The following is a 20,371-nucleotide window of genomic DNA, read 5'->3' on the forward strand; positions in this document are numbered from 1 at the left end:
GCTAAGGTAGGGGTAAATTTTGTGATATCCATGAGTTGACCTTTTTTTTCTTCATCTTGTTGAGCCAGATAAGCGTACCGGTAATCGGTAAAGTCGTAGCGATCAAACAGGATAAAAAGTAAATCAGCTTCGTGAATTGTCCATAAACGTTACCAATGTGCAGCGCTTTGATGGAACCGGCCACCCGTTCGTTGAAAGGCTTATCGCGGAAGATCTGTATTTCTTTTATATAGGCGGTGGCTACGTCCAGGCTCAGTTGATCGCCCGCGGCCGGAGCAAAAAAGCCGATTCGGTTTTTGCTGATGGATAGGGGTGTCTCCGCATCTTTGGGCAGCGTTAATCGGTAATCACCTTTATACGGTAATGCTTCATCGGCAGTGGCTAAGTAAGTCGCGATGGGTAACAACCTAGGTTCGGCTTCCGGTTCTTTTTCGTTGGAATTACCTTCTTGACCTGCGTTTTGTTTTCCGTCTCTGCCGTTCTTTTCAGCATTCGTTTGGCGTAGGTCTCCGCCGCCATGCCCGCTTCCATTGCGTTCACGGGGTTGCTCTTTGTAAGTACCCAATGTTTTTTGCAATCCGGTACGGTACCAGGGGAACGACCACTGAGGGCCGGTAATACCCATAAGCAACAGGAAAATGAGCGAATAAAAGGCGAGCGTATTGTGCAGATCGTGGTTGATCCGCTTCCACCCGGCGCTCCATTTGATTTTCAGGCCCTGCCGCCATGCTCGTAGTTTCTGGGGGAACCAGATAACCAACCCCGTTAGGACGCCCAGCGTGAATAGGATGGTGGCGGTGCCGGAAATATAACTGCCCAATTGCCGGTTGGATAACTCTCCAATCAACGGTTTTTCGATCCTGTCCAGCAACAGCCAGCGGTGCAAGCTGAACATGGTTTGCATGAATTCGCCGGTTTTGGTTGTTTCCTTTGAAGTCCCGGCGATGTCACCGGTGTACGGATTGACGTAGTAAGTGGTGCCAAATCGGCTTTTGTCTTCCTCGGTTCGTACATTAAATTGATACGTGCGGCCGGGATCAGCGGGGATGCCGACGGCCGTAACGTTACCTCCGGATTGTTCGGCAATGTTCGGAATCAACTCATCCACCGGGATCCGCTTTCCATGGGCGGGAATCTGTACGTGATGTAGGTGGGGCGATGCCCATTCGCGCAATTCGGTATTGTATGTATAAATGGTGCCGCTAAAGCAAACAAGAATAACGACGATGCCACTGATGAGGCCAACCCAGAGATGGATGTCATTGAAGAACTTCCGGGTCTTTTGCCATGCGTTTTTTTTAGCCGTTTTTTTTGCCATGGTTGTTTAGTTTAGTTTAGTTTAATCGATCTCAACGAATACGTTAATAAGAAAATCACCCAAATTTAATTTGGATGATTTTCTTATTAACGTATTAAAAGCCTGAAGATAGAAAAGACTTACTTCTTTTAAGCTACTGAAATTAATAAGCGCCGATATAGTGGCTACCGGTGCTATTCACCAATTTTGCTCCTTTCGTCACTTCCTTGGTTTTCCAGTTGATCACGTATATTGCGCCGTCTTGGCCCGAAGGTGTTACGGGAACGTACGCAAAATCGCCGTCGGCGCCGATGTTCTGGAACTGACCGAGTGTGGTGGCAAACGTTTCCTCTCCTTCGTATTCCGTCGTTATTTTGCTCGCGGTCTTGTTGTTGAGGTCAACCAGTGCAATGAAGCCACCTTCAACCGTACCGCGTGTATAAAGTACCACACCCATTCCGTCTTTGATGTAACGGAATGCCCGGATGCCCGCATCGTCGATGCCCAGGGCAGCATTCAGGTTGAAATCATATGAATTGTCGTAATCGTTTGTCGATTTGCTGATGCGCAGAATCTGGTGTCCGTTGCCCATGCTCGTAGCAGCTTGGTAAACGTGGCCGTCCGTACCTACGTATTGGGTCATGGTGCGGTATGCTAGGTTATCGGTTTTTGCAACCGTAGATGAGATGATTTTTGGATTCCGCAGGGAAGGATAATCAACCACATAGGTCATCGTGCCCAAGTCGCGCTCGTCTGTTGTAGGCCAGCTCAATGAACCATTCCTGCCAGCAACCGGCGTGGTTTGGGTCAGGTCAAATCGGCGGATACCCACGCCGATGAACAGCTTGTCTTGCGCTTCATTCAGCACCGGTACGTCTGCCCGCCACACATAATAGCCCTGGCTTTCCAATTCTTCGCCCAGATCAATCTCGATGCTACCGGTGTTAGTGATTGCCGTATTATTCAAATCAATGTTGGCAATACGGATGTCACCTTTGGGATGCTGAAATTGGTAATTGGGTGCCTCTCCGGTGTACGAATCCAGGGCATTGCCATACGATACGCCTACGCCTATGCCTTCAGCGGCTTTGGTCCAACGGGGGGAGGTGCCGAGGATAACGGCCGTATTCAATTCATTCCCTACTTCGATGTACTCCCCTTCTCCGGATACTTCGTACTTGTTGAATACGCCGCCTTCTGTACCCGTGTATTGGATGTTGTAGAGGTATTTGCCGTCTGCCGACGCCTGTACGCGGGCCGTGCGTTTGGATTTCAGTGAAAAGCCTTTGCCGGCGTCAAAAATCCGGACTTCATAATTGGGGTCTGCCGCGTTCTCCGGCGTGATCGCGTAGGCAAGAGTTCCTCCATTGCCGGCTGTGCCGTTTTCATCGGGGAAGGCCGCGGTAAGTGTGATCCAACGGGTATCGTCTTCCACCGGATCGGTGTCAGGACCCGGCCCATCGGATTTGCTACAGCTACCCAATGTTACTGCCGCCAGTGCGGCGGCATACATCATTTTTGTCAATTGATTTCTCATATTGCTTCGTGTTACTTATAAAAATTTACTAAGGGTATAATTCAACTTAACATAAATCCCTCTGCCGGGCTTCTGTACCATAAAGTTGTCGTACACTTCGGCATTGAAGATATTTTTAACATCCAAGCTGGCTACTAGCTTGCCGCTGGGAAATCGGTAGCTGGCTCCTATGTCGTGCGTGAATTGCGTAGGCGTTTTGGACCACTCCGGTTGCCCCCATACGACGTAGAATTCGCCGACATAGCCGGTGTTGTAGTACAGGTTGAGCACAGACTGTTTCTGGAAGGCATTGTCCAACCTGTATTGGACGTTGGAGTTAATGGTGAAGAAAGGCTCGTTTGGCACCTGCTCGTTATATAGGTCATGGCTTTCGCCCGCAGCATCGTTTCCGCCTTTGAACAGGTTGTTGAATTTCGAGAAATTCACCATGACATTCAGACGGTTGTTGTAAATGTAAAGTAACTCGGCCTCCACGCCGCGTGCTTGGGTTTTGCCCAGGTTGATGTACCGGGTGGTCTGGATGTCGGCATCCGACTCGTCTTCGATTTCGTCTTCATCCACCACCTGTTGGGTGATCTTGTCAAATCCGTTTCGCCAGAATGCACTGCCGTATAAGGACAGTCGGTGTTTACCTAAGTCGACCGCACCCCACCGTATCCCTGCATTGTAGTTGACGTTTTTCTCAGGTTTTAAGCGAGGGTTTGGAAGGATGTTGGTTTCCGGGTCGCCGTACAATTGCCGCTCGCCCGGCATCACATAGCCGTTTTCGCCAGAGGCGATCACGAACAGATGCGGGATCACGGCATATGATATGGTAGCCCCGTAGCCGAAGTTGTCGGCAAAGGTAGTCGTATCGTGGCGCAAAATCGTGTTTTGGCCATTCTCGGTGATGAGCTCCGGCCGACTGGTGTTTGTACGGTTGGCGGTGTATTTGCCAAGTAAGTTCGTCCGTAGACGGTCGTTAAATGTCTGGGCCTCGTAATTGGCCGACAGGATGTTTTTGGCCACTTGGCTCACGGTTACCAGATCTTTGTTGATCGGGTTCAGCAGGTCGTTGTCGTCGCGGTCCGTTGTCTCGAACTTGTGGTTCAGTGAAACCCGGTGTCCCTTTGCGATGGTGTATCCCAGGTTTGACCGTATGTTTGTAATTATCCGGTCGATCTGGGTCATGGTTTTCTCACCCTGCTGGCCGCCGCCTGATGTGCGCAATGGCACGCGCTCTCCGAATTCGATAACTTCCCGTACGGTGCCGTCCCAGTTATAGGCCAGACCCACTGTATCCTGTAAATAGGTGCTTCGGTTGCTTCGGACGGCATTTACTGTGAGCGCCAAACCTTCTATTAATAGGTTCCTTTTAGCATAATTGAGGCTCCATACATGGGCCTGGAATTCCGAAAAGCGCCCCACATACGGCGTAGCCATCGTAGTGCCGTGGGGTATTTCGTTGTAGGTGTCGGAAATGTTGTAACCCACGAAAAACTGGTCGGCCCACAACACATCGGTGAATCCCGCTTCGAACCGACCACCGATCGACTTATACGTGTCATTGAATCGCTTGGCCCGGTAGGGCCGGGTAATCTGCTGGAGGTGGTTTACATAGGTTGTAGAGCGTCCCCACGTGGTGAAACTATTGTCTGTGTAGGTGTAAAACCCCGAAGCCCGCACAGACAGGCCGCTTTTTTTATGCCTAAAGGTGGCGCCGATATCCGATTGGGCGGTGTTGAACGACCCATAAGATGTGGCTACGGTGAGGTTGTTGCGCGATGCGTCTTTTTTCAGGACAACATTGATGGCACCGCCCACGTAATCGCCCGTGAGGTGCGACGGCAGCACCCCCTTGTAAATTTCTATCCGCTCAATCATGGAAGGGGGGATGTTATTGAGATTGAACGAAGAGCCGTATGTGGAGATTTCGATGCCATCCAGGAAAAGGCCTACGGCATTACCGGATAAGCCGTTGAGGTTGTACTCTACCTGTGAGCCAATGCCGCCGTTCTGCCGTACCCGCACCCCCACGGTTCGATCCAGGAGCTCATTGGTGGTAAGGTTCCGCAACGATGCCTCTTTGGTTTCAACCACGGCAACGGCAAACCCGCTGGTTTCCATCTCTTTCTTTTCGGTATTGCGCACCACAGCTACTTCTTCCAGTCGGCTACCTCCATGGGCTTCCGCGATGATGTTTTTGCGCTGTCGGGCTTGGTTTAGTTTGATCCGTGTTGCTACGGTTTGTATTTCCAGTGAAGTGACTACCAATTCATAATCGCCAAAAGGAATGTCCGTTAAAGTATATCTGCCATTTTCATCCGTTATTGTGGCTCGATTGACGGGTTTCAGTGTCACCGAAGCACCTACCACGGGCTGTCCGGACGAGTTGGTCACGGAACCTGATAACTCCCCGGTTTGCCCGAAAGCAAGGCTTGCGATAAGAAGGGAGAATGTAACGGATAACAGGTGGTTCATGTTTTTTTGAAACTATTATTTATATGTAGTCTAAATAGCTTATTTTTGGCGCAAATATAGAGTTACGCACAACCAATAAATTATAAATAAGGGAATACAAATTATATATGGCGGAATTTTCCTCGGAGCGTGCCGAGATCACGCATGGTTTATTGGCCGACGGCGGTGTCCACAAACTTGCATGGAAGGAAGGCACCGTTACGATAAGCCGTTTTAGTGTTTTTAGTTACTATCAAATCAACACCTCGAGTGCGGTTGATAGCTGCCGTGTGTTGGGACAGCGGCGACCGGAAATCCGCGTAATTTTTGTGTCAAAAGGACAAGATGTCCACATCGGATGTGGGGGGAAAACGAAGAATTTTTCTGCCGGGGAAAGTAATTGTCTCTTGGTCAAAGAAGACTGTATGCAGGATGTCGTTGTTCACGGAGGCGGAGCGGTTGAACTGTTTATGCTTGTTGTCGGCCTTTCGGATATTTCGCTGCCGCTTGCCGATAGTCAGCCACGTCTCGTTGACTTCCTGAAAGCCGATAGCTGCACTTGGTTGTTGGATGAGTTAAATATGGCAGTAGGAATGAGGAAAATCGGTGTCATCCAACAAATACTCCATGAAAAGAAGCCGGTTTATTTACAGGCGGCTTATATCCAGTTAAAGCTGGCCGAATTGTTCGTTCTATTTTTGGAGAAAGCGGATAGGTTTGGCAGCACAAAATTATTGCCGCAACTTCGTCCCGATGAGTTAGCGCGCATCCGGAAAGTTCGATGCATGCTGCGCGACAACCCGGCCGCTTCTTATTCGCTGGTTGGGTTGGCCCATACGGTCGGTACCAATGAAACGACGTTGAAAACTCACTTCAAGGCCGTATATGGGGTTACGGTTTTTCGGTACCTGACGATAAGCCGTATGGAACGGGCAAAAACCTTATTGGTAAAAGAGAAGCTGAAAGTAGCCATGGTAGCACAGGAAGTAGGTTACAAGTATGCGTCACATTTTTCAGCTGCTTTCCGTAAATATTTCGGTTATCTACCCACGAAACTCTTGCGGATGCTTATTTCCGTACCTGCATACTTATCCACGGCAGCATGTCCGGAAGTTTGCACTTGTTTCGCAATTTTGTGAGGATGCAGCCGTGAAATCGGGGTAGCGTTATCGCAATAATAAAGGTCTTGATGGCAGCGAGAGATCGATAAATTTATCTAAGTTTGCCGCTCCTAATTAAATGGAGGGCAACGTGCGTCAAGGATTCAAGTCATATAAACCCTATGCGCTCAGCACACTGGTGCTGGCAGGGCCCGTGGTGATTTCTCAATTGGGCCAGATGCTGGTGCAGACGGCAGACAGCATTGTGATAGGACATTTCGCAGGTACCATTCCGCTCGCTGCGGTATCGTTGGTGCACAGTGTATTTATGATCGTAATGGTCATCGGCATCGGTATTTCGTATGGTCTTACACCGCTGATTGCCCAGGAAAACGGTCGTAAAAACCATGCAGAATGCGGTGTGTTGCTTTCGAATAGCTTATTCATCAACATCCTGTCCGGATTTTTGCTGTTTTGCTTTGTCTATTTTGGATCCCTGGCAGCGATCGATCACCTTGGGCAGGACCCCGCCGTGGTACGTGTAGCGAAACCGTACCTCTTCATTCTTAGCCTATCCATCGTTCCGTTAATGATTTTTAATACGTTCAAGCAATTTTCGGAAGGCTTGGGGTATACCAAGCAGGCGATGAATATTACCATATGGGGAAACGTGCTGAATGTGTTGTTGGCGATCGTTTTTGTGAAAGGCCTGTTCGGAGTAGCTCCGATGGGGATAAGTGGCGTGGGGTATGCAACGCTCATTGACCGGTGCCTGATGGCGGTGGTAATGGGAACGTATGTGTTTCGATCTATTAACTTCGCGCGTTACCTGGCAAAATTCAATGTGTGGCATGTGGGATGGGTACGATGTGTCGCGCTGTTGAAAATCGGCGCCCCGGTAGCAATGCAATATGTCTTTGAAGTGGGAGCCTTCGCCGCCGCAGCGGTAATCGCGGGGACGATCGGAGCCAATGAACAGGCGGCCCATCAGGTGGCTATTACCCTGGCTGCGACCACGTATATGATGGCGAGCGGTATCGCCTCGGCTGCTACCATCAAGACCGGCAATAGCTACGGAAACCGGAATGTTTTCCGATTACGAAGGTTTGCTGCTTCGAGCTATCTGATTGTGTTGGTTTTTATGGGCTTATCGGCCGTGTTGTTTACCGTGTTCAACCAGTATTTACCCTGGATTTTCACCCGTGATACAGTTGTAATTGGCATCGCCGCGCAATTGTTGATTATTGCCGGATTGTTTCAGCTTTTTGATGGTACACAGGTGGTTGGCCTGGGCATTCTAAGGGGGATGGGCGATGTGAATATTCCTACGTTAATCACTTTTGTAGCCTATTGGATAGTAGGGCTCCCGGCTGCTTATCTGTTGGGAATCGTACTGGATATCGGCGTGTCCGGGATATGGTACGGGCTGACACTCGGCCTGCTCACATCGTCAGTATTGCTGTATGTAAGGTACAGCAGGGTGGTGGTGAGGTTCGGAACACCCCATCACACTTAGACTTCCCGGTTCACATCCCAATTTTCCAGGTAATCTGCCACGCGCTTGACAAAGCGGCCCCCCAGTGCACCGTCTACGACACGGTGGTCATACGATAACGATAGGTACATCAGGTGCCGGATGCCGATCAGGTCTCCATGTTCGGTTTCGATGACCGCGGGTTTCTTTGTAATGGTACCGACAGCCAAGATAGCCACCTGGGGTTGGTTGATGATCGGCGTACCCATGATGTTGCCGAATGCACCGATGTTGGTCAGCGTAAACGTTCCATCCTGTATATCATCGGGGCGCAATTTGTTTGCCCTGGCCCGGTTTGCCAGATCATTTACAGCCTTACTAAGCCCCACGAGACTCAGTTGGTCGGCGTTCTTGATGACGGGTACTATGAGGTTGCCGGATGGCAATGCCGCCGCCATTCCGATATTGATGTTGCGTTTTTTGATAATTTGTGTGCCGTTGACGGAAATATTCACCATGGGGAAGTCCCGCAAAGCTTTGGTTACGGCTTCAATAAAAATAGGGGTGAAGGTAATTTTCTCACCTTCCCGTTTTTCGTAAGCATCTTTTACTTTATTCCGCCAGTTAACCAGATTTGTAACGTCGGCTTCCACGAACGAACACACATGGGGCGAAATCTGTTTACTGCGTACCATATGTTCCGCAATCAAACGACGCATACGGTCCATCTCGATGATTTCATCGTGAGGAGATAGTGTTAGGACCGATTCTCGGGGCTGCCAATCCTGCCTGTCGGCGGGAGGGGGCGCAACCGGGACGGACTCGGTTGAGACGCGGGATACATGGGGTGTTTCATACCTGTCCGGTTCCGTTTGCCGGGCCGCTTTTCTGGTTTCCAGGTAATTCAGTATATCCTGTTTGGTTACTCTTCCTTCGCTGCCTGTACCGGGGATGCTGTCCAGTTCCGCCGCGCTGATTCCTTCTTCGTTGGCAATATTTTTGACCAATGGGGAATAGAAACGGGGTAACTGTTCCATACCGGGTATGTCCTGTGTGACGGAATCATCAACCGGTTCGGTTGCAGCAGGTAGATCAGCTACATCTTTGACAATTTCCTCCTCATTCCCGTCAGTTTCAATGATTGCGATGACATCACCTACCTGAGCGACGGTGTCTTCGGCAAAAAGTACTTCCTTCAATTTTCCGGATACAGGAGAAGGAACATCTGAGTCTACTTTATCCGTGGCAATTTCCAGCACCGGCTCATCTTCTTCGATTGAATCACCGGGCTGTTTCAGCCATTTAACTACAGTTGCTTCTGATACGCTTTCACCCATTTTGGGCAATTGTAGATTGTATAGTGCCATACTACCTGCTATTTTTGTTTGCACGGATCCATGCCGGCTTTCCCATCAAAACCGGCCTAAGTTACATAAATAATTGATTAAAAATCAAACACCAAAATTTAATTTCGTTTAACTATGCGACTGCAAAATTTAATGGTATATAATCGTGTCAAATTCTAACCAAAACCGGCAGTCATTTGTTTAGCCGGCCTGATTGGAATCCGATTCCGCCTGCAACAACTGCCAAAGCATCCATAAAGCCGCAGCAGAAGATCGTTCAATATTGATCGCCCGGTCCTGGCCGAACAGGTGCTTACGGGCCACTACCTGATCTTTACCTGCAACGGCAATCCATACCAAGCCTACGGGTTTTTCAGGTGTGCCGCCCTCGGGTCCGGCAATTCCGCTTACGGCGATGGCATAATCGGTGCGGAAGTTTGTTTTTGCTCCCACAGCCATTTCGCGTACCGTTTCCTCGCTCACGGCCCCATGCTGTTCGAGGGTTTCCGGGTTGACGCCGAGCAGTGCCTGTTTCATGGCGTTTGAATAGGTAACTGCGCCGCCTTCAAACATGGAACTGCTTCCCGGTAGGGAGGTGATCAGCCGGGCAATGTTTCCCCCGGTGCAACTCTCCGCAGTGGCCAACAGAAGTTCGCGTTCCTGCATAAAGTCCCGGATCAGTTGTTCGAGTGTGGTATCACGATCGGCCAGGAAGTAATTGCCGATGCGTTCCTCCAACCGCGCGGCAATGGTCTGCGTCTCTTGTTTCAGTTTTTCAAGGTCTTCTCCAATAGCCGTAAGCCGCAGCCGCACCAAGCCGGGTTTGGGCAGGTAAGCCAGGTGGATATGAGGAGGCAATGCGGCCTCTATATCTGCAATCTTTTCGGCGAGGAACGACTCACCGATACCCGCGGTCAACAGCGTATGGTGCCATACGGGCACACGTCCTTCAAGGTTACGGAGCCGGGGTAGTACACGTTCCTGCATGATGTGTTTCATTTCAAACGGAACGCCCGGCATGATCACATAAGGTTTACCCTTGTGCAGGATCCACATACCCGGTGCGGTGCCCATTTCGTTGAACAACACCTCACTTTTCTCCAGCACGTCGGCCTGCTTCCGGTTCATCTCTAGCATGGGCCGGTTGCCACGCTGAAAGATGGCTTCGACATGAGCCAATACTTCAGGGGCACGGCGGAGGCCACAGTCGAAATAGGCGGAAAGCGTCTGTTTCGTCACGTCGTCTTGAGTGGGGCCCAGTCCGCCGGTAACCAAAATAAGATCCGCTCTGCCCGAAGCCAGCGTGAGTGCGACCAGAATATCTGCCGGATAATCTGCAACCGAGCTGATCTGCTTGACACGGATACCGATGGCATTCAGTTGCTGGGCAATCCAGGCCGAATTGGTGTCGATGATTTGACCGATGAGAATCTCATCGCCGATGGTTATGATCTCTGCTTGCATACGTTAGAAACCTCCGAAGTTATCGTTTCGTTTGGTCAGTTTTAAATCCTGAAGGATGGAAGCCTTGGCACGGATGGTCACATTATAGCTTTGGAACCGCCCAAAGGGCACCCATCCGAAAGACATATCCCAACAATGCAAATCGCGGTAAATACTGAATCGCGTCATGGAAACCTCCTTCTGCCGGAAGTCATAACCCGAGTTGAACTGGACTTTCCACTTGGGCGTCAGGCTGAAATCGCCGTGTATGTTCAAGGTGGCGGTCACGGTTTCCCGGTTTCCCGGATTCGAATATTGGAAGCTGAAAGAACCGGCTAGGTTCCAGGGGATATTGAAGTCGACGAATGCATTGGGATCCGAACTGATGCGGGCCAGTTGCTGTTGCTGTTCCGGCGTCATGCTAGGTTTTTGCTTATCCAGTGAATCCAGTCCCTGCTGCCGGCTTTTGTTGGCATCGGGATTGAAGCTGTAGTCAAATGACAGGCCGAATTGGGTAAGACGCGCCAGTTGGCCGTCTTTGATGGCATAGCGGTTGACCCGTCGTTCCGCCGTGCGATCGTAGCTATAGGGGTCGAACGTACCGTTGAAGTTCAGGTTGATTTTCTGATTGAACAGCGCGGTGCGTCCCGAAAAATTGATGTTTGAGAGCTTGAACGAATCGGCCACGAAATTATAGTTGCCGCTGAAAGTAAGCCCCTGCAAAATATGAACTTTTTTGACCCCACCGTCCGTTGTATCCTGCTTGCTGAGCAGTTTGGCCTCTAGGTTATTGTCAATGGAAAATCCGATACCCATGGAGCGGCCACTTCCCGGGGAACCGTATTTGCTCCCCTGGAAAATAGAATATAGGTTTTCTTCGCCCCTTGCATCGATGTAGCGGCGGTAAAATCCATACATGGGGTCGGAGAAATCGGGACGGTAATTGAGGTTAAACGAAGGAGTGATGACGTGCCGCATGGCCTGTATCTTTCCGATCTTGGGATACATCCCATAGATTTTTGTGGACAGACCCGAGGACACCGAATAATCGTACGACCGGCGGAATCCCCTGACCGTGTCCCGGAGCTCCTCAAATCCATTGACCGTGTTTTCCAACCTTCTCCGGTAGGTCTGGAAGTGCCATCCCTCGTTGTAGTTTACACTGGTGTTGAACTGGAAAAATTTCAGCACATTCAGCGAAAGGCTTACGGGAATACTGTGCTGGAAGCCGTGCTGGAACTGATCCAATGTTTCTTTGCTGAACAAACCGGTTTCCTTTGCGTTCAGCGTGTTATCCCCGCGCAAGGAATAACTTACGTTGATGCGTTGATACCACTTTTGCTCACCCACGCGGTCTTTGGAGTCAAAGGGATTAAACGAAGCGACGCTCAGCGAAAATGTAGGCAGATCAAGGCTGAGTGTTTGGTCGGCCATGTTCTGCGAATGCCGCATACTTGCGGTAAAATTCACTTTGCCATCGGCAAAGGTCCGCCCGTAGCTGATGCTGGAATTCATTGTATTCCGGGTGATTTCTTCGTAATTGTAGGAAGCATTTGCTGCCGTGTTATGCGCGTATCCGCTGGTACCAAACTGCACACTGGCACTGAAGGTAGTACCCGGGTTGGCTTCCTGCAATTGGGTGTGGTTCCAATTGACACGGAAATCGTGCAATGCCCTGTACTGGTCGGTTCCCTCCACACCGCTTTTGGTATTGGAGAAATTGATGTTAAAACCACCGTTGTACTTATAGTTGACCCGGTAGCGGGTGAGTATCGCAGTTTCCCAGGATCCTTTGGAATACAGGGTGCCCCGCAACTCGCTGTCCCAATAGTCGTTAAACGCCAAATACCAACCGATGTCGCGCATATAGAATCCGCGGTTGAATTCTTCCCCAAATGTGGGAAACAAGAAGCCGGACGAGCGTTTGTTGGGTTTGGGAAAAAATCCGAAGGGGATGGTAATAAACTTAAGCGGCACTCCTTCCATCACGAGGTAAGCCGGCCCCGAAATGATCTGGTTTTCGGTGACAATCCCCTTGCTGATCTGGATACCGAAATGGGTGTGTGGCTGTGGCAGGTTACAGGTACTGTACATACCGTGATACAGCGACATCTCGTTGTATTGGTTCTTGCGTACCCTGCTTGCCTGGATGAACCCACCGTCCACCTCGGTAAAGATGCCAAACGTGACACCGTTTCCGGTATCAAAATTATAGCGGAGTGAATCCACGGTTTTGGGCGGTTCGTTGGGGAAGATGACGACGGGCCGGCCGGAATATTTGTTGTTGTGATCCATGAGCCCGCTGGCAAACACTTCGTTAATTGACTGGTTCACGCGAATGTAATCGGCGGCCAGTTCAAATCCTTCGTATTTGACCTTTGCATCGCCGTATAAGTGGATAATATTGGTTTTCAATTCGGTCACCTGTGAGTCGGCCGCCGCAATCGTGACCATCGCTTTCAGTCCATCCGTAGCGTCTTTCTGCGCGGTGTCGCGTTTGGTGCCGAGTGAATCCAAACTGCTGTTGAGTGAGTCAACCGTCAACGTATCCCTGGGTGCATTACGGGTCGTGTCGGATGGGAGTGTTGCCGGTGAATTTTCCTGTCCGTATACCGATATACCGGAAAATACCGTTAAGAATAATAAAATGTTAGGAAAAAAGACAACAACAGACCTCAAATTTGACAATGAATATTATTTTTGCAGTAATTCAAAATTGGCACAAAATTAATTAAAATAGTTAGGATTTGGTGTATTACATCGACATGATAAAACATACTGCGACATATATTCTTTGTTTCTTTTCCCTCTGCCTATTTATTCCAACGAATTCTTTTGCAAATAAGTATCAGGATACGCTTTACACCGTAAAAACGATCGTGCTGGACCCGGGACATGGAGGGGATAAACCCGGCGCAAGAGGTGCCATATCACTTGAGAAAGATGTGGTGCTTCAAGTGGTGTTAAAGTTGGGAAAAGCCATAGAGGCCGAGATACCGGGCGTAAAAGTGCTTTATACACGCACGACGGACATCGATGTGGAATTGTATAAACGCATCGAATTTGCCAATGCCCACAAGGCGGATCTGTTTATCTCCGTTCACTGCAATGCGACGCCCATACGAAGAATACGGCAGCGGAATAGCAAGGGAAAGTATTATTATGTATCCCGGCAGGACAAGACGGTGAGAGGCACTGAAACCTTTGTGTCGGGCTTTGGCCGGTTGGGAGAACAGGATGCGGCGTTGCGCGAAAATGCAGATATCCTGCTGGAAGAGAATTATCAGGAAAATTACCAGGGGTTTGATCCCAATGACCCGGGAAGTTACATCGTGTTTTCATTGATGAAGAATCAATTCCGGGATAAAAGTATTAAGTTAGCATCCCTCATCCAGGACGAATATGTGAAGTCCGGAAGGGAAAACCGTGGTGTGCAGGAGCAGAGCCTGGCCGTGTTGGCGCGTGCGGGAATGCCGGCTGTATTGACCGAGATCGGGTTTTTAAGCAACCCAAACGAAGAGACATTCATGAATTCCGAAAAAGGGCAGGCGGAAATTATCAATAACCTTGTGCAAGCCATCAAAGCATACAAGCGGCAGGTAGAACGTCTCCAATAGGTGCTAAACAATATGCCGGTTAATGTTGTTTATTGAGGGATCGTCGTTTTGTTTTTTGTCTTTTCTTGGAAACAAAAACACAAAACCCAAAAACATGAAACGTGAAAATAGCAAATGAAACGAAGGTAGGCATATTGGCAGTGGTAGCCATAGCCATTTTAATCCTGGGATACAGTTTTCTGAAGGGAAATGATGTCTTCAGTAGTGACAATACGTTCTATGCAACGTACGAGCGTGTAGACGGGCTCACCGAATCCAAACCCATCCTGGTAAACGGGTACCAGATCGGTCGTGTGTCAAAGATGCAGTTGCTGCCGGATGGACGTATCCGGACCGAGTTCAAGGTGAAGCGTACGTACGCTATTCCCGCCAATACCGTGGCTCTTCTTGCCAGTACCGATTTGCTAGGGGGAAAAGCGATTGTTTTTGAGTTGGGAGACGGTTCGGCATATGCGAAAAATGGCGACGAATTGACTGCCGGAATACAGAAGAATATCATGGAGCAGGTTGAGCCCATCCAAAAGAAAGCCCAAGACATTGCTGCCGTACTGGACTCCGTATTGAGCTCCATCAACAACACAATTAACAAAGATTTTCAGCGGGATTTTAACCGGAGCATCAATAGCATTGCTAACTCCCTACAAAACCTGGAAGGTATTACCCGGCAGTTGGATGGGCTGGTGGTTTCGGAACGGAATCGGATCAGCCATATTATGGGTAACGTGGAATCCATCACCAATAACCTTAAAAACAATAACGAACGGATCGGAAATGTCTTAGCTAATTTGGATAGCATTACCGATCAGGTAGCCAAAGCTAATTTTGCACAAACCATCCTGAGCGCCAATAAGGCAATGAGCGATTTTCAATCCATTACGGACCGCATCAATCAGGGAGAAGGATCAATCGGTATGCTGTTGAATGACAATCAATTGTATGATAACCTGAATCAGGCATCGCAAAACCTGGAAGAATTGATTGCAGACATGAAAGCAAGGCCGGGTAGGTACGTGCATTTCTCTGTGTTTGGGCGCAAACGGGACTGATTTTTTAAAAGCAAAAAAGTTTTTCATTTTAAAGAATTAACCTTACTTTTGCAGTCCAAATAAAATCCTATGCGGAAGTGGCGTAATTGGTAGCCGCACCAGACTTAGGATCTGGCGCCGAAAGGCGTGGGGGTTCGAGTCCCTTCTTCCGCACTTGGATCCTCCCGACGAAATCGGGAGGATTTTTTATATATGCGATAAACGCTTAAAATTGAGTATGAACATTTCACACCAGAACATCGACGAAATCAATGCCGTCATTACAGTAGACCTCGTTCCAGAGGATTACAACCCTCAAGTAGACAAAGCCATCAAAGAACAAGCGAAAAAGGCTAAATTGCCGGGATTCCGTCCGGGGATGGTGCCGGTTTCCCACATCCGGCGTACGTATGGGAAAGCCATTCTCTTTGATGAAATCAACCGGTTGGTGAGTGATCACATCAATCAATACATCAGTGATAACAAACTGGATATTTTGGGGCAGCCGTTGCCCAAGGAAGATGATAAAAGCGACTATAATTGGGATTTTAACGATACCTTCTCTTTCAACTACGAAATCGGATTGGCACCGCAGTTTGAAATTCCGTTCAATGAAAAATCAAAATTTCCGGAATATGTGATCAAAGCAGACGAGGAAACGTTGGAATCACGTATGAAAAATCTTCGTCGCAGCTACGGCAAAATGACCAATCCGGAGGTTTCGGAAGACGGTGACGTGCTCTACGCGGAGCTGAAGCAGTTAGATGCCGAGGGAAATGAACTGGAAGGCGGAATTGTCAACACGGCGTCGGTACGTACGGATTTGGTAGCGGATAAAAAGATTAAAAAGACACTGATCGGACTGAAAAAGGATGACGAAGTAACGTTAGACGTAAAGAAAGCTTTCAAGAACGCATCCGATATCGCCCGTATACTGGGAGTTACGGAGGAGGAAGTTGAATCACTGGACAACCCGGTGTTTAAATTGACCGTGAAAAATATAAACCGTCTGGAAGAAGCGGAATTGACAGAAGATTTTTATAATAAGCTGTTCGGTGAAGGCGTTGTGAAAACCGAGGCGGAATTTAAAGAGAAAGTACGGGAGGAGGTTGAAAGCATGTTTGTGCAAAATGCCGCTCAACGCTTACAGAATGATCTATACCTGAAAGGCTTGGAAACCGTAGAGGTAGATTTTCCCGAGGCATTTCTAAAACGGTGGCTGAAAGCTACTAATCCCGAAATCAAAGAGGATGAACTAGAAGAAGGGTTTGCCGACTTTCTGAAGAACCTGAAATGGACCCTCATCGAAAACCGTATCATCTCGCAAAACAACCTGCAGGTGAAGTATGAAGAAGTATTGGCGTTGGCTAAAGAACGCATAGCCGCGCAAATCAGAATGTATAGCCCCGGACAGGAACCTACAGACGATCAATTGGCACAATATGCGGTACAATTGCTCGGTGATAAGGAACAGGCCAACCGTTTGTTTGACGAGATGAAAGCATTAAAAGTATTTGATTACCTGAAAGGGTTGGTGAAGCTGGAGAAAAAAGAGATCGAATACAATAAGTTTCTGGAGCTGAAATAAACTGACCGGCTAATAACAGCCACGGATGATTGGTGTTTACCTGTGCATCCGTGGCGTTTATTTTTGGGCAATAGCGTTTATTTTTCTACAGCAACAAACCGTGCGAGCGGAGCCATGCGCGCGCGGAATAATTGCAGCGTGTCAGCCGACACATGGTAACTATCCGTAGATTTCAAAACCTCCCTCAATCCATTTTCCACTTCCATATTTTCGCAGGCCATCATGGTGCCGATCAGCTGCGAAAACTTAATCCGATTGGGGTCCGATAATTCATAGGTACCCCCCATGCCGTTACAACCACCGTTTGCTTCGACGCGGTTATCTTCTGCATTTAAACGGATATACGGTTCTTTTTGGGTGGTTCCATCTGCAACCGGCTTACCCCGTAGCTCTATCAGTTTCCAATACCTCCCGGTGATGTTTTCCGTGGTTTTGCTCAGAATGTAATGTTCGGCTAAGTCTCCGGTAATCCGATTGCCTTCCATATCGAGATGAAACAGCTGGTTTTCACCCACCTGGAATTTTTCGCCTCGTTCAGCAAGCGTAATCTGATTACCGTTTTTATCCCACGTGAATTTGCCGGATTCCGTAAACACGGAATCACCGCGCTCCAGATACTGCGTTTTCAGTTGATAGGAGTTGTCTTCCTTCAACGTCAGTACATACCGGATACCGGGACAGTCGGCACAAGGGAGAGTCCCCTGATACGTTCCGCTCCAATCGAGCGAATTTTGGCTATTGTGAGCGGAATCCGCCCCCTGGTTGGAGGTTGTCCGTTTCATTTGGCATGATCCAGCAGCGACTGTCACAGCTATCATGCAGTAAATCGTTAACTTTAGAGGTTTCATCCGTGTTAAATAACAAAAAAGGTACCACGTTAGTAAAAACAGATCAGTTGTTTGATAGTTTGGCAATCAGCAATTTCAACCCTTCAATACCTGCTACGCAGCAAACAGATACCAAAACCGTCAATCCGATGGCCTCGGCAGGCAGTGCTACGGTTTTGAAGACCGGTTGCAGGAACGGCATATACACCAGCAGCAATTGCAATCCCACCGAAAATAGAATGGTTACGATTAAGAACGGATTCCGGAACAAAGGAAGACGGAACAAAGGGGTGTTTAAACTTCTGATCACCAGTATGTTTCCTAATTGTGCGAAACTCAGCATCGAGAACACCATGGTCTGCTGGTATGCGGTGTCATAGCCCTTGTTCATCGCCAGGAGTTGCAGGACAAATGCTCCGGTGGCCATTAGTACACCGGTTAATACGATGCGCGGGATAAGGCCGCCTGCAAAGAGGTTTTCGCCGGGTTGGCGTGGTGGCCGTTGCATCGTGTCTTTCTCCGCGGGCTCGGAGGCCAGTGCCAAGCCCGGTAGACCATCTGTTACGAGGTTAATCCAAAGAATATGAATCGGAAGCAACGGAATAGCCAATCCCAGCATCGGCGCAAAAAAGATGACGAGAATTTCGCCGAGGTTGCAAGACAGCACATACAGGATGAATTTCCGGATATTGTCGTAGATACGGCGCCCCTCCTTAATGGCTTTGACGATAGTGGCGAAATTATCATCGAGTAGAATCATGTGCGCGGTTTCCTTGGCGACATCCGTTCCGGTTATCCCCATGGCCACGCCGATGTTGGCTTGCTTCAATGAGGGTGCATCGTTGACACCGTCCCCGGTCATGGCCACAAATTCGCCGTTTTGCTGAAGGGCTTTTACAATATTGAGTTTCTGTTCAGGGGAAACCCGAGCGTAAACAGTGGTGTGCTGAACCTTGGCTTTCAGTTCGTCGTCCGAAAGTTTATTGAGGTCCGATCCGGTAAGGGCTTTTTCTTCATTGCTGGTGATGAGGTTCAAGCGCTCGGCAATGGCAATTGCCGTAAGCGGCTGATCGCCGGTGATCATAACGGGCTTAATTCCCGCTGTTTTGCATAATTTAATAGCTTCCACGACTTCCTCGCGCGGTGGATCTATCATACCCGCCATACCTAGAAAATCCAATTCCGCTTCCAGGGACGCATCCAGTTCTTCCGGTTGCCTATCCAGCCATCTATAGCCAAAAAAGAGTACCCTTAGACCTTCGCGGGCCCATTCGCGGTTAAGGTCCAGCCACTTTTCTTTCTCGTCGGCGTAATCGGCCGAGAGGGCTTCGGCAATTTTTCCCGGCGCACCTTTCACCAGCAGCAGGTATTTGTCGCCCTGCTGATGTAAAGAGCTCATGCGCATGCGCTCTGAATCAAAAGGTAGGGTATCTACCATCGGATATTTCTTTTCTGCTTGTTGCTTATCCATCCCTTTTTTAAGCGCGTAAGTGACCAGGGCGACCTCCGTGGAGTCGCCCATGGGTTTCCCGCTTTCGTCAAACCGGAGTTCATTGTTCAGCAAGAACGCATGCCACAACAGCACTTCCTGTCCGTCTGCATGCCAGACCTTCTCCACCGTCATTTTGTTTTTGGTGAGTGTGCCGGTCTTGTCGCTGCAGATATAGGTGACGGACCCGAGTGTTTCGACGGCGGGCAGCCTCCTGATGAGCGCCTGTTGCTTGACCATCCGGGCGGCCCCATTGGCAAGGGCAATGGTGATTACCGCAGGAAGAGCTTCGGGCAACGCCGCAACGGCCAGCGATAAGGCGGTAAGAAAGATCGTCAATGCCTGTTCACCGCGGTACAAGCCATAAGCAAATATGGCCGTACAAATTACCAGCACGATGATGACCAGTTGTTTGCTGAATTTTTGAAGCCTTCGCTGCAACGGCGTCTGTTGGGATTCGCCTTCAAGCAGGGAGGCAATTTTCCCCATTTCAGTACTCATCCCCGTTTCAGTGACGACCATCCTTGCCGATCCATTGCTTACCACCGTTCCTTTAAATACCCTATTGAGCTGATCACCCGGCAACAATTTATCCCCTTCAATGGGATCGGTATGTTTTTCCACGGAATGACTTTCGCCGGTAAGCATGGCTTCTTCCATTTTGAGGGCGCTGATTTCCAGCAGCCGTCCGTCTGCGGGAACGATGTCCCCGGCATCGAGCAGCACCACATCCCCGGGTACCAGTTGGCTGGCTTCGATTTCCGCAGGGGTGCCGTTCCGTACAACCATGGTGTGCTGGGCGGCCATCTGCTGGAGTTTTTGTATGGATGCCTCCGCCCGGCTTTCCTGGATGTAACCGATGATAGCATTGCCTAAAATGATGCCCAGGATGACATAGGCATCGGTATGCTCGCCGACAAAAAAGGAAATGGCTGCCGCCACACCAAGTATGGCAATCATCACGTCTTTGAATTGGGCGACAAAGATGGCCAGCTTGGACTTTCGCCTGCCACCTTCGAGCTTGTTGGGGCCGTGGCGCTCTTGCCGTGCGGCAATGTCTGCTTTGTTTAATCCGTCGGGGGAAGAATCCAGGTGTTTCAATACCTGTTCAGTGGTTTGCTGGTACCAGGGTGAGGCCATACATCGAGCGAGCTATGTGTTTCAAATATAGTGATTATTAAAGCGTAAC

13 protein-coding genes and 1 tRNA gene are annotated in these 20,371 nt (G+C 49.3%); 6 read left to right on the top strand and 8 right to left on the bottom strand.

Translation table 11 applies throughout. From position 1 onward, the window contains the following. Position 1: 1 nt before the first annotated feature. The 3 genes from IEX60_RS15560 to IEX60_RS15570 all read right to left on the bottom strand — a co-directional run bounded on the left by IEX60_RS15560 (position 2) and on the right by IEX60_RS15570 (position 5,294). Positions 2-1,318, bottom strand: coding sequence for a PepSY-associated TM helix domain-containing protein (locus tag IEX60_RS15560; RefSeq protein WP_188752236.1), 1,317 nt, complete (start codon positions 1,316-1,318; stop codon positions 2-4). A gap of 142 nt (positions 1,319-1,460) precedes the next feature. Next, positions 1,461-2,834 carry a DUF4374 domain-containing protein gene (locus IEX60_RS15565; RefSeq protein WP_188752238.1) on the bottom strand — a complete coding sequence of 458 codons (1,374 nt, stop codon included), beginning with the start codon at positions 2,832-2,834 and terminating at the stop codon, positions 1,461-1,463. 15 nt (positions 2,835-2,849) lie between these two features. Continuing rightward, the gene (locus tag IEX60_RS15570) at positions 2,850-5,294 is read right to left on the bottom strand and encodes a TonB-dependent receptor (protein WP_188752240.1); all 2,445 of its coding nucleotides are present in this window, start codon (positions 5,292-5,294) and stop codon (positions 2,850-2,852) included. Positions 5,295-5,401: 107 nt separating this feature from the next. Between IEX60_RS15570 and IEX60_RS15575 the strand changes: the two genes are divergently transcribed. Further along, a complete protein-coding gene (locus IEX60_RS15575) occupies positions 5,402-6,412 on the top strand; it encodes a helix-turn-helix domain-containing protein (RefSeq protein ID WP_188752242.1) in 1,011 nt (336 codons plus the stop codon). A gap of 100 nt (positions 6,413-6,512) precedes the next feature. Continuing rightward, positions 6,513-7,889, top strand: a complete 1,377-nt coding sequence (locus IEX60_RS15580; protein WP_188752244.1) for an MATE family efflux transporter — start codon at positions 6,513-6,515, stop codon at positions 7,887-7,889. On the opposite strand, the gene IEX60_RS15585 is transcribed toward IEX60_RS15580, so the two are convergent. From IEX60_RS15585 to IEX60_RS15595, 3 genes are all read right to left on the bottom strand, one after another. Continuing rightward, the gene (locus IEX60_RS15585; RefSeq protein ID WP_188752246.1) at positions 7,886-9,214 is read right to left on the bottom strand and encodes a dihydrolipoamide acetyltransferase family protein; all 1,329 of its coding nucleotides are present in this window, start codon (positions 9,212-9,214) and stop codon (positions 7,886-7,888) included. The two genes, IEX60_RS15580 and IEX60_RS15585, sit on opposite strands and share 4 nt — an antisense overlap. A gap of 180 nt (positions 9,215-9,394) precedes the next feature. After that, entirely contained in the window at positions 9,395-10,657 is a 1,263-nt protein-coding gene (locus IEX60_RS15590) for a competence/damage-inducible protein A (RefSeq protein ID WP_188752248.1), read from the bottom strand. 3 nt (positions 10,658-10,660) lie between these two features. Then, on the bottom strand, positions 10,661-13,324 hold the full coding sequence (locus tag IEX60_RS15595; RefSeq protein WP_188752250.1) for a putative LPS assembly protein LptD: 2,664 nt from the start codon (positions 13,322-13,324) through the stop codon (positions 10,661-10,663). Between the two features lie 77 nt (positions 13,325-13,401). On the opposite strand from IEX60_RS15595, the gene IEX60_RS15600 reads away from it, so the two are divergent. The 4 genes from IEX60_RS15600 (at position 13,402) to tig (ending at position 16,866) form a co-directional block, all read left to right on the top strand. Beyond that, positions 13,402-14,253, top strand: coding sequence for an N-acetylmuramoyl-L-alanine amidase family protein (locus tag IEX60_RS15600; RefSeq protein ID WP_188752252.1), 852 nt, complete (start codon positions 13,402-13,404; stop codon positions 14,251-14,253). 101 nt (positions 14,254-14,354) lie between these two features. Continuing rightward, positions 14,355-15,299, top strand: a complete 945-nt coding sequence (locus IEX60_RS15605) for an MlaD family protein (RefSeq protein WP_188752254.1) — start codon at positions 14,355-14,357, stop codon at positions 15,297-15,299. Positions 15,300-15,370: 71 nt separating this feature from the next. After that, positions 15,371-15,452 (top strand) — tRNA-Leu (locus tag IEX60_RS15610). A 64-nt stretch (positions 15,453-15,516) separates the two neighbouring features. Then, positions 15,517-16,866 carry a trigger factor gene (gene tig / locus IEX60_RS15615; RefSeq protein ID WP_188752256.1) on the top strand — a complete coding sequence of 450 codons (1,350 nt, stop codon included), beginning with the start codon at positions 15,517-15,519 and terminating at the stop codon, positions 16,864-16,866. A gap of 77 nt (positions 16,867-16,943) precedes the next feature. On the opposite strand, the gene IEX60_RS15620 is transcribed toward tig, so the two are convergent. Both IEX60_RS15620 and IEX60_RS15625 read right to left on the bottom strand, forming a co-directional pair. Continuing rightward, positions 16,944-17,648 carry a copper resistance protein NlpE N-terminal domain-containing protein gene (locus IEX60_RS15620; protein WP_229717593.1) on the bottom strand — a complete coding sequence of 235 codons (705 nt, stop codon included), beginning with the start codon at positions 17,646-17,648 and terminating at the stop codon, positions 16,944-16,946. A gap of 109 nt (positions 17,649-17,757) precedes the next feature. Beyond that, on the bottom strand, positions 17,758-20,322 hold the full coding sequence (locus tag IEX60_RS15625) for a cation-translocating P-type ATPase (protein ID WP_188752260.1): 2,565 nt from the start codon (positions 20,320-20,322) through the stop codon (positions 17,758-17,760). Positions 20,323-20,371 lie beyond the last annotated feature (49 nt).

Origin of the sequence: Parapedobacter defluvii (assembly GCF_014642075.1) — a bacterium.
GTDB classification, from domain to species: Bacteria; Bacteroidota; Bacteroidia; order Sphingobacteriales; family Sphingobacteriaceae; genus Parapedobacter; species Parapedobacter defluvii.